11 protein-coding genes (1 of these 11 only partly in view) are annotated in these 9,695 nt (G+C 45.9%); 10 read left to right on the forward strand and 1 reads right to left on the reverse strand.

Annotated features, from left to right (window positions below):
• Positions 1 to 5 precede the first annotated feature (5 nt).
• From zipA to NWAT_RS07060, 4 genes are all read left to right on the forward strand, one after another.
• Positions 6 to 866: a cell division protein ZipA gene (zipA, locus tag NWAT_RS07050; protein WP_013220434.1), complete on the forward strand. Its 861-nt coding sequence runs from the start codon at positions 6 to 8 to the stop codon at positions 864 to 866.
• Positions 867 to 908: 42 nt separating this feature from the next.
• Positions 909 to 2,936, forward strand: coding sequence for an NAD-dependent DNA ligase LigA (gene ligA, locus NWAT_RS07055; RefSeq protein WP_013220435.1), 2,028 nt, complete (start codon positions 909 to 911; stop codon positions 2,934 to 2,936).
• A gap of 105 nt (positions 2,937 to 3,041) precedes the next feature.
• A complete protein-coding gene (locus NWAT_RS16055; RefSeq protein WP_013220436.1) occupies positions 3,042 to 3,236 on the forward strand; it encodes a (2Fe-2S)-binding protein in 195 nt (64 codons plus the stop codon).
• A gap of 126 nt (positions 3,237 to 3,362) precedes the next feature.
• Positions 3,363 to 3,779, forward strand: a complete 417-nt coding sequence (locus NWAT_RS07060) for a secondary thiamine-phosphate synthase enzyme YjbQ (protein ID WP_013220437.1) — start codon at positions 3,363 to 3,365, stop codon at positions 3,777 to 3,779.
• 4 nt (positions 3,780 to 3,783) lie between these two features.
• Here NWAT_RS07060 and NWAT_RS07065 read toward each other — a convergent pair whose 3' ends face one another.
• Positions 3,784 to 4,446, reverse strand: coding sequence for an esterase/lipase family protein (locus tag NWAT_RS07065; RefSeq protein WP_013220438.1), 663 nt, complete (start codon positions 4,444 to 4,446; stop codon positions 3,784 to 3,786).
• A 137-nt stretch (positions 4,447 to 4,583) separates the two neighbouring features.
• On the opposite strand from NWAT_RS07065, the gene NWAT_RS07070 reads away from it, so the two are divergent.
• The 6 genes from NWAT_RS07070 to NWAT_RS07095 form a co-directional block, all read left to right on the forward strand.
• Entirely contained in the window at positions 4,584 to 5,057 is a 474-nt protein-coding gene (locus NWAT_RS07070; protein WP_013220439.1) for a DUF5658 family protein, read from the forward strand.
• Between the two features lie 95 nt (positions 5,058 to 5,152).
• A complete protein-coding gene (ettA, locus tag NWAT_RS07075; protein WP_013220440.1) occupies positions 5,153 to 6,826 on the forward strand; it encodes an energy-dependent translational throttle protein EttA in 1,674 nt (557 codons plus the stop codon).
• A gap of 104 nt (positions 6,827 to 6,930) precedes the next feature.
• Positions 6,931 to 7,662: a glycerophosphodiester phosphodiesterase family protein gene (locus NWAT_RS07080; protein ID WP_013220441.1), complete on the forward strand. Its 732-nt coding sequence runs from the start codon at positions 6,931 to 6,933 to the stop codon at positions 7,660 to 7,662.
• A gap of 217 nt (positions 7,663 to 7,879) precedes the next feature.
• Complete coding sequence (locus NWAT_RS07085; RefSeq protein ID WP_013220442.1) at positions 7,880 to 8,086, forward strand: hypothetical protein; 207 nt, start codon at positions 7,880 to 7,882, stop codon at positions 8,084 to 8,086.
• A 14-nt stretch (positions 8,087 to 8,100) separates the two neighbouring features.
• Positions 8,101 to 8,355, forward strand: a complete 255-nt coding sequence (locus NWAT_RS07090) for a DUF5395 domain-containing protein (RefSeq protein ID WP_041350928.1) — start codon at positions 8,101 to 8,103, stop codon at positions 8,353 to 8,355.
• Positions 8,356 to 8,423: 68 nt separating this feature from the next.
• Positions 8,424 to 9,695, forward strand: the 5' portion of a protein-coding gene (locus NWAT_RS07095; protein ID WP_232420234.1) for a putative sulfate exporter family transporter. Its footprint extends 159 nt past the window's final position; the window shows 1,272 of its 1,431 coding nt (coding positions 1–1,272); the start codon lies at positions 8,424 to 8,426; its stop codon lies off the right edge, out of view.

The following is a 9,695-nucleotide window of genomic DNA, read 5'->3' on the forward strand; positions in this document are numbered from 1 at the left end:
ATTTTATGAATGATCTACGCCTAGCATTGCTTGTGATCGGCGCCCTAATTTTGGTGGTGATTTATTTTTATAGCCGATGGGAAAATCGCCGGAAAAGTATTCGTGATCAGAAGCGGGAGCATAGACAAATGCCAACGCTAGGAACTTATGACGAGAATTCAGAAAATCCGGTGGAGCCTGGTCAGTCCCCTGAAATCCCGGAAAAAAACCGGAATTTGAGGGTACAGGAGGAAGAGAAATCCTTGGAGAATCTGGAAGAGCTGGATGAGTTAGCTCCGTTAGTAGAAGAGGCCCAAGAATCTCATTCAGAAAAGGAGCCAGAGCGTACCGAAGCAATGCCACCCAAGGATACTAAAAAAAGCCGGTTTGCCTTTCCAAAGAAATGGCTCAAAGCAAAACCTAGACCTGAAAAACTATCACCACAACCGGCAGGGCCTGAATTGGTTATTGTGCTTACGGTGATAGCGCGAGGAAAGAGCATCTTTCGAGGCAAAGATATCGTACGGGTCTTGGAAGACAAAGGTCTACGGCATGGAGAAATGAATATTTATCATGCCTATTCTCCCGGAGGGCGAGCTATATTTAGTGTAGCTAATATTATGGAGCCGGGATCATTTGATTTGGAGCAGATAGAGCATTTTTCTACCATGGGGCTTGCTTTGTTTATGCGCCTGCCTGGACCGGCAGGCGGTTTTGCCGCATTCGATAGGATGTTGGAAATAGCCCGGCTTTTAGCTGAGAAGTTAAACGGAGAGGTCCGTGATGAGCGGCGCAATATACTTACCGCTCAAGCGCTTGAACAGATACGAGAACGTATTCTTGCTTTTAATCGGGCCTGTCGATCTCTGGGAGTGCAGGGCAGATAGTCTCTTATTATTTAGAGCCCATATACTGAGATAGATATAGGTGTGGTAGCGCCAGCCCCAGCCAAGGATCGCATACAGGCATTAAAAGAATTAATCAATAACTATGATTACGCCTATTATGTAATGGATAATCCGTTAATTCCAGATTCTGAATATGATCGTTTGATACGAGAATTAAGAGTTCTGGAAGAAAACTACCCTGAGTTGATTACTTTGGATTCGCCTACCCAGCGCGTGGGTGCTAAACCCATTAAATTTTTAGGCGAAGTTAAGCATGAAGTTCCCATGCTATCCCTAAATAATGCTTTCCATGAGGGAGAATTGGTTGATTTTCATCGGCGGGTAAAAGCGCGATTAGGAATCGAACGGGTCGATTATGCGGCTGAACCTAAACTTGACGGTCTTGCCGTCAGCTTATTGTACCAAGATGGCGTGCTCGTGCAGGGCGCAACCCGTGGCGATGGTGTCACCGGTGAGGATGTCACCCATAATATCCGGACTATTCCTACTGTCTCATTGTGTTTGCGTGACGAGAAAGCTCCTTCCTTGTTAGAAGTACGCGGTGAAGTGTATATGCCAAGGAAGGGATTTGAGCGGCTTAATCGAGAGCAAATCGTTAAGGGTGAAAAGCCTTTTGTGAATCCCCGCAATGCCGCTGCCGGCAGCCTGCGCCAATTAGATTCCCGGATCGCAGCGAGCCGTCCACTGGCTATATTTTGTTATGGCATTGGCCAAGTGGAGCAGGGGATATTGCCTGATCGTCATAGCGAAGTTTTGTGCCAACTTAAGCAGTGGGGTTTGCGTATTCTTCCTCATCTGCAGGTAGTTGAGGGACTTGCTGGCTGTAAAAAGTACTATCAGCATATGCTGGATATGCGCGATAAGCTCCCCTATGAAATTGATGGAGTGGTCTTTAAGGTAGATTATCTCAATCAGCAGCAAACTTTAGGATCGCTTGCCCGTGCTCCCCGCTGGGCCCTCGCCTATAAATTTCCCGCTCAAGAAGAACTAACTCAAATCTTGGATATTGAGGTACAGGTAGGACGTACGGGGGCCTTGACTCCTGTGGCTTGGTTACAGCCTATTTTTGTGGGCGGTGTAACAGTTAGTAAGGCCACCTTGCACAATGAAGGCGAAATTCGGCGTAAGGATATCCGGATTGGTGATACCGTTTATGTGCGCCGGGCAGGGGATGTCATCCCAGAAATAGTTAAGGTGGTATTGGAAGAGCGCTTACCTGGCTCTCGCCTCTTTCAGATGCCTAGGCAATGTCCTGTTTGTGACTCGGAGATCGTTAAAGAAGAAGGCAGGGCGATTGCCCGTTGCAGTGGCGGTCTATATTGTCCGGCTCAGCGCAAGGAGGCAGTTAAACACTTTGCTGCACGCCGGGCAATGGATATCAATGGTCTGGGAGATAAGCTTGTAGAACAGCTTGTGAAACGAGGGCTGATTAAAGATGTAGCCGATTTGTATGACCTTACCAAGGAGCAGCTTGTTGGATTAGAACGCATGGGGCAAAAATCGGCAGCCAACTTGATAAATGCTATTCAGCAGAGTAAGCACACAACCTTGCCGCGTTTTCTTTACGCTCTTGGTATTCGCGAAGTAGGAGAAGCCACTGCCCAAGTGTTAACTAAAGAGTTTGGCTCATTAGCAGCATTGGCAAGCGCCAGTGAGGAGAGATTACAGCAAGTGGTTGATATCGGGCCTGTTGTCGCTGCCCATATTGCTGCTTTTTTCCGCCAACTACACAACTGCCAAGTCATTCAAAGTTTACAAGAAGCTGGAGTTTGCTGGCCAGAGCTGGAACATAAGGCACCCATTGTTCGGCCTCTTTCCGGCAGGACCTTTGTTCTTACCGGAACTCTGGAAAGCATGACCCGTGAGCAGGCCAAAGAACGCTTGCAGGCTTTGGGAGGTAAAGTCAGTGGCAGTGTTTCTCCTCATACCGATTACTTGATAATAGGTGCTAAGCCTGGATCTAAGCTGATCAAGGCGAGGAATCTCGAGATTACCATTTTAGATGAAACTAATTTTCTAAATTTGCTTGATGATACTTTCTTTCCCTGAAATGAGGCTTCTGCATGTTTTCGCTCAAAAACAAAATTTAATATTGACAATCATTCGTATTTGTAATTAGATCTTAGCAGGGAAAGAATAAATGGTATTAAAATTATGTATGTATGTGTATGTCATGCCGTTACTGATAAGCAGTTGCAAGAAGCGATTTCACAAGGTACCAATAATCTCCGTGATCTGAGGCGTCAGCTGGGAGTGGTTAGTAGCTGTGGTAAATGTGGTTGCTGTGTGCGAGATATTTTACAACAGTCTCGGCAGGCCAGCGCCACTGAAGTTAGTAATGTGGCGTAGCTTTAAGGTTACCTGGGCGCAGGCATAATTTTGATATTGCCCTATGCTGAGAAATAGGTGACAGTTTAGAGTACCCTGAATCGTGAGTTGAGGCACACCACAGGCTTCCAGGTAGAGGTAAATGCAATGGTAGTCCAAGAAAGGCTGGAGGTTACGACGCCAGGCCGAGGAACGGTGGAGATCACGGACCAGCTACAGCGGATTGCCACCGGCAGTAATATCAGGACGGGTTTATGCCATGTTTTTATTCATCATACTAGTGCTTCATTAATGCTTTGCGAAAATGCTGATCCGGCAGTGAGACATGATTTAGAAGCTTATTTTGGCCAGCTTGTGCCTGATGGCGATCCCTTGTTTACCCATCAGCAGGAGGGTGCGGATGATATGGCTGCCCACGTACGGACCGTATTGACTCACTCGGAACTCAACCTGCCCGTTACTCAGGGCCGTTGTGCCTTGGGTGCTTGGCAAGGGGTTTATATCTGGGAACATCGTTTCTCAGGCTATCGACGGCAGGTGACGGTGACTGTGTATGGAGAATAAGCTCCTATTGGCTAAAACGATTATAATGTAAGAAAGTAACGGTGAGTTTTGCTACTATGGGGGAAAGTGGCAAACCCGTATGATTAGTTCTGACCAGACAATGGTCCGTCATTCCCGCCAGTTTTGTTTCTGCAACACTCACTGTTCCATCATTAGGCTGGGGCAGGCGGGTGATCAATTGACCTACACCAAAGCTTCTGGTTCCTGCAATGATCCCCAGTTTTTGAGTAAATTGCCAAGAAGGAGCGCTTTCAATCAATAGGCTCTCCTCGGCGTTTTGTCCTAGAAGATAGCGCCCTAGTTGGTGAGCATAGAGCCGTTGAGCAACGATACTACCGGTAAACGGAGTCCCTAGCGCTACTACCCCGCCAGGTGTTTGTTTAGGATACTTCTTTAATAAGCGCTGTATTAAAAGCCCTCCTAAGCTATGTCCTACGAAGTGAATAGTTTCTGTTTCCAAGCTTTCGAGGTAGTTGTGCAGATGATGCAAGGTTTTGCTGGGACTATCTTGGAGAGAGCGGTAACTGAAGCAGATCGTTCGATAACCCTGGATGCTAAGATATTTAGCTAAAGGGTACAAATAGAGGCTCTTCATCCAAATACCATGGAGTAAAATTACCGTTTCCTTTTTTTTGAAAGGAGTGGAGCTAGGAAGATGGATCGTCATAAAATTTTACATAATCGTTAGCGTTGATTGGTTTATATCATTGATTTTATTTAAGTAATTTTTATGGTTCCATTTTTGCAAGAGACTATGAAGTACGTTAGCTAACATTATCCATTGCCTATCAGGGAGCGAACATAATGAGTTACGTAATCGTTGAAAAAACGAATGTTTTCCAGGAGCGTCGGCGTGGGGAACGGCGGGTAGGCTCATTTCCGCAGTTTAATTATTGGGGTCGCCAAGGCCGCCGGGGCTACGTTAGACGCTGTGAGGATCTTACTAACGCCTATTTGGATAAATATCCCCCTTATTTGTGGTGGTTTACGGTAGCAATTTTGGTCTTGTGTTTTATGGATGCAATTTTTACCTTATCTTTGCTTCAACACGGTGCTAAAGAAGTAAATCCACTTATGGCTGAATTAATTAATTTCAGTATTCCGCTCTTTGCAGGGGTAAAAATGGCTGTCACTGGGTTAGGGCTTGTAGGGTTGATAGTACATCATAATTTTATTGTATTCCGTATTTTTCGTGTACAGCAGTTTATTTATGGTTTTTTGTTTCTTTATTCTGGGTTGGTGGTTTATGAGAGCTTTTTATTGCTATCTAACTTATGACGGCTGGTAGCCAAATTTACTCATTTTGAAGCGAAGCATAAATTTTGGAAAGCCTTTAGTATGAGTGCTTGTTTTAAAATTAATGAGGCAATTCGATGGCACAGTATGTCTATAGTATGAACCGGGTGAGCAAGATAGTGCCGCCGAAACGTGTTATTTTGCGCGATATCTCCTTATCCTTTTTTCCAGGAGCCAAGATTGGCGTGCTAGGCCTTAATGGAGCGGGAAAATCAACCGTACTCAAAATTATGGCCGGAATTGACAAAGATATTGAAGGCGAAGCTATTCCTCAAAAAGGGCTTAAGATCGGTTACCTTTCGCAAGAACCGCACTTGGACCCTACTAAAAATGTCCGGGGTAACGTGGAGGAGGGGATGGCTGAAATTAAAGCTATGTTAGAGCGATTTAACGAAATTAGCTTATTATTTGCTGAACCAATGAGCGATGAAGAAATGAATCGCCTCTTTGACGAACAGGCGCAGCTTCAAAATGCCATTGAAGCGGCGGATGCTTGGAATTTAGATCATAAGCTTGATATCGCCGCTGAAGCGTTGCGCCTCCCTCCTTGGGAGGCAGAAGTCACCCATCTTTCGGGCGGGGAACAGCGGCGAGTGTCCCTTTGCCGCTTGCTTCTTTCTGAGCCGGATATGTTGCTGCTAGATGAACCCACTAATCACCTTGATGCGGAGTCGGTTGCCTGGTTGGAGCGTTACTTGGAAAAATATCCGGGCACTGTTGTGGCTGTAACCCATGATCGCTATTTCTTGGATAATGTGGCCGGCTGGATTCTGGAGTTAGATCGTGGACATGGTATTCCCTGGGAGGGAAATTACTCGTCTTGGCTAGAGCAAAAAGAAAAACGCTTGCAGCTAGAGGAAAAGCAGGAGGGAGCACGAATTAAAGCGATGAAATCGGAACTTGAATGGATTTCCGCAAACCCCAAGGGGCGGCATGCTAAGAGTAAAGCCCGTCTTGCCCGTTTTGAAGAACTATCTTCTCAAGAATACCAGAAGCGCAATGAGACTAACGAGATTTATATTCCCCCAGGACCGCGCCTGGGGGATATAGTGATTGAAGCAAAGGAGCTACGTAAGAGTTTTGGCGACCGTTTACTGATTGATGATCTAAATTTTAGCCTTCCTCCTGGGGGGATTGTAGGGATCATCGGGGCTAATGGTGCAGGAAAAACAACTTTATTTAGGATGATAGTGGGCCAAGAGCAGCCAGATACGGGTGAAATCAGGCTAGGGGATACGGTTAAGCTGGCTTATGTAGATCAAAGCCGTGAAGCTTTAAATGCTGGCAAAACCGTGTGGGAAGAAATTTCGGAAGGTCAAGACATTATCAAAGTTGGAACCTACGAGACTCCTTCCCGTGCCTACGTAGCGCGCTTTAATTTTAAAGGCTCAGATCAGCAAAAACGTATTGGAGATCTTTCTGGCGGTGAGCGCAATCGGGTGCATTTAGCTAAGCTACTTCGTACTGGAGGCAATGTTCTCCTCCTTGATGAACCAACTAATGACTTAGATGTAGAAACTCTAAGAGCCTTGGAGCAGGCTCTGCTAAGTTTTCCCGGCTGTGCTGTAGTGATTTCCCATGATCGTTGGTTTTTAGATCGTGTTGCTACTCATATTCTTGCTTTTGAGGGGGATAGTCAAGTTATTTGGTTCGAAGGCAACTATGCTGATTATGAAGCGAACCGTCACCAGCGTCTGGGAGAGGTGGCTAATCAGCCCAGCCGACTCCGTTACCAGCCATTGTCTTCCTAGGACTCGAAGCTTAGTAATGATGAGGACAGGGCGGTAGTGCTTGAACGCTTTTCCCTATTGCCCACGGCAGTGAAGAGGGGGCGAGCATCATAAAAATACCTCAATTGATTGCTCATCGTGGTTATGCTAAAGCGTTTCCGGAAAACACTCTACTAAGCCTAGATGCTGCTGTAAATGCTGGCGCGCGCTTGGTAGAATTTGATGTTCAGCTAACTGCCGATGGGATCCCTGTGGTGCTTCATGATGATACCCTTCTTCGTACCGCAGGACATGGAGGCTCTATTTTTGAGATAGAGTCGGTGAATATTGAGCACATCTGTGTCAATGAAGCTGCTCGCTTTGGCCCCCGCTTCCCTGAAGCACGGCTGTCCACCCTAGAAAATATCGTCCTCTGGTTAAAAGAGCTTCCTGCAGTAACTGCTTTTGTTGAGATTAAAATCCAGAGCCTGCAACGTTTCGGCATTCAAAAAACGGTATCCCAAGTATTAAGGGTGTTAGAACCAGTAAAGGTTCAGTGTGTCCCAATCTCGTTCGAGCCTCAGGTAATCGCTATTGCTAGAAAAGAAGGTATGAACACTACCGGCTGGGTTCTTCCGACCTGGGATCTAGTGACTGCTTTTAAACTTAACCCTGAGTATATATTTTGCAACCGAACCCGTATTCCTTCGGGGTGGAGAAATTTTACTGAGTATCCCTGGAATTGGGTTATTTACGAGGTAACGGAAATAAAGGAGGCGCTGGAATATGCCGCTTTGGGCGTGGGATTTATCGAGACCATGGCTATAGGTGAGATGCTGCAGCACCCTTTATTTCGTGCTAGCGATCAGCGGCAATAACGAGTCTCAGCCATATCGTCTATGATCGATGGTAGAGGAAAAAATTGAGGTAGAGGAAAAAATTGAGATGGTAGGTATATTCTTTGCTTGTATTATAGATTTCGGCTGAAATTAGTATTTATTATATACCTTCCTATTATGTAATTAAGAGAGTAAAAATTGCTACCTAGTATAAAGTTAGCTTATATATAGAGAATTTATCTTAGGAAAACATGCTGTGGCAAAAACTAATGCGGAGAGAATATCCGAGGAATCAATTGTTTCAGAGTTCGGTGGCAAGAGGGAAGGTATCGGCGAAAAAACCCTTGGAGAACCTGAACCCTGGGAAAGTTGGGAAACCAAGTTGTGCCTTTGGAGCATAGGCGTTGGCATGGCAGCTTTAGTAGTGCTAGGAATTTTAGTCAATCAGTTTTTACTCTCCTAATGAGTGATAGTGTGATGAAGGCGAATTTGGAAGTCAGGCTAATTCATGATGGGAGGCATTGGGTTGTTTGCTATCAAACGCTCCAGATTCGAGGCCGTACTTTGCCTGAGTTAGATCAAAATCTTGCTGAGTGCCTGCGGGAGAGGGGTGATTTCCCCGATGCTAGTCAGGTGACGGTATTTATGGGATTTGATTTTGAGACCCTGCCCACCTGGCTCAGGCAATATGCTTATCATTACTTTAATCGCTATGCTTTGCTGCAATTGTAGTAGTTTTCACCTGTAGAAAAAGGAGAGAAACAGCGATGTCTGGGGTTAATCGGAGATGGTACTCCGGTATGGCAACTACCGAAGATTGGTGGGCAGTTTGGCTAGGTTTGATAATGTTTTTCGCGGGTCTAGCCTCTATCTGGGGGTGGAATTTAGTCGGTTGGATGACTACAACAAGCACTTGGGTGTGGGGAGATTTCGCCTGGAACAAGGCGTTAAAGGTAAGCGGCTATCAGGAATGGCATCCTTTGCTTTCTCTGTTGGTGACTTATCTAGTATTCACTGCCTTGACCTGCCTGGGTGCGGTCGCCATGAAACTCGATTTAAAACGTTTTTTTCTTGGCTGGACTTTTCTTTTCATACTTACCTGGATGGTGTGGATTGTCGGCCATGAAGCTCACTTCAAGGCATCTGTTAACCAGTTCGATCAGTATGGTTTATCGTGGGGGCTCTCCCTAGGAGGAGGGTTTTCTTACATGCTAGCGCTGGCAGTTGGCTTAATCATCGGGAATTTTTTTAAAGGTTTCGCCGAATTTCTCAAGGAAGCGGCTAAACCAGAATGGTTTATTAAAACTGCTATTGTTTATTTAGGAATCAAGATTGGTCTTATGTCTATTGAAGCGGCGGGGTTTACCTTCGAACTGGCTATTACCGGTATCGCTGCCACCTTCGTAGCTTATTTGTTGGTTTGGCCAATCGTTTATGCCCTGAGTCGCAGGGTGTTCCGTCTCTCCCGTGAAGCTTCTGCAGTCCTTTCTTCAGGCATTTCTATTTGTGGAGTTTCGGCCGCTATTGCCACTGCTGGTGCGATTAGGGCTCGCCCGGTGGTGCCGGTCATGGTTTCCATGCTGATCGTGATTTTTGCCATGATCGAGTTGGTCGTATTGCCTGGATTTTACACTGCGGTAGCACCCAACCAACCTATTGTTAACGGAGCTGCCATGGGTATGACAGTCAAGACTGACGGTGCCGATGCGGCTGCTGGGGCAATTCTTGATGAGCTTATGCGCGCTAATGCCGAAGTCAATTTAGGGGTAGTTTGGCAGGAAGGCTGGATTCTAACTTCTTCTATTATTACTAAAATTTGGATCGACATGTTTATCGGTGTTTGGGCGTTTCTTTTAGCCTTGGTTTGGGTTTACAAAGTGGAGCGCCAGCCAGGACAATCCAAGGTAGGTGTTATGGAAATCTGGCACCGTTTCCCTAAATTTGTACTAGGCTATCTAGTAGCCTGGTTTGTTTATATGGCTATTGCTGCCTTAAGTCCGGACTTGAGCGAGACAGCCACCTCTGGGGCCGAAGCCGTTGAGGGTCCTATGCGAAAGATGATGTTTATGCTA

It is taken from the genome of Nitrosococcus watsonii C-113 (assembly GCF_000143085.1).
GTDB classification, from domain to species: Bacteria; Pseudomonadota; Gammaproteobacteria; order Nitrosococcales; family Nitrosococcaceae; genus Nitrosococcus; species Nitrosococcus watsonii.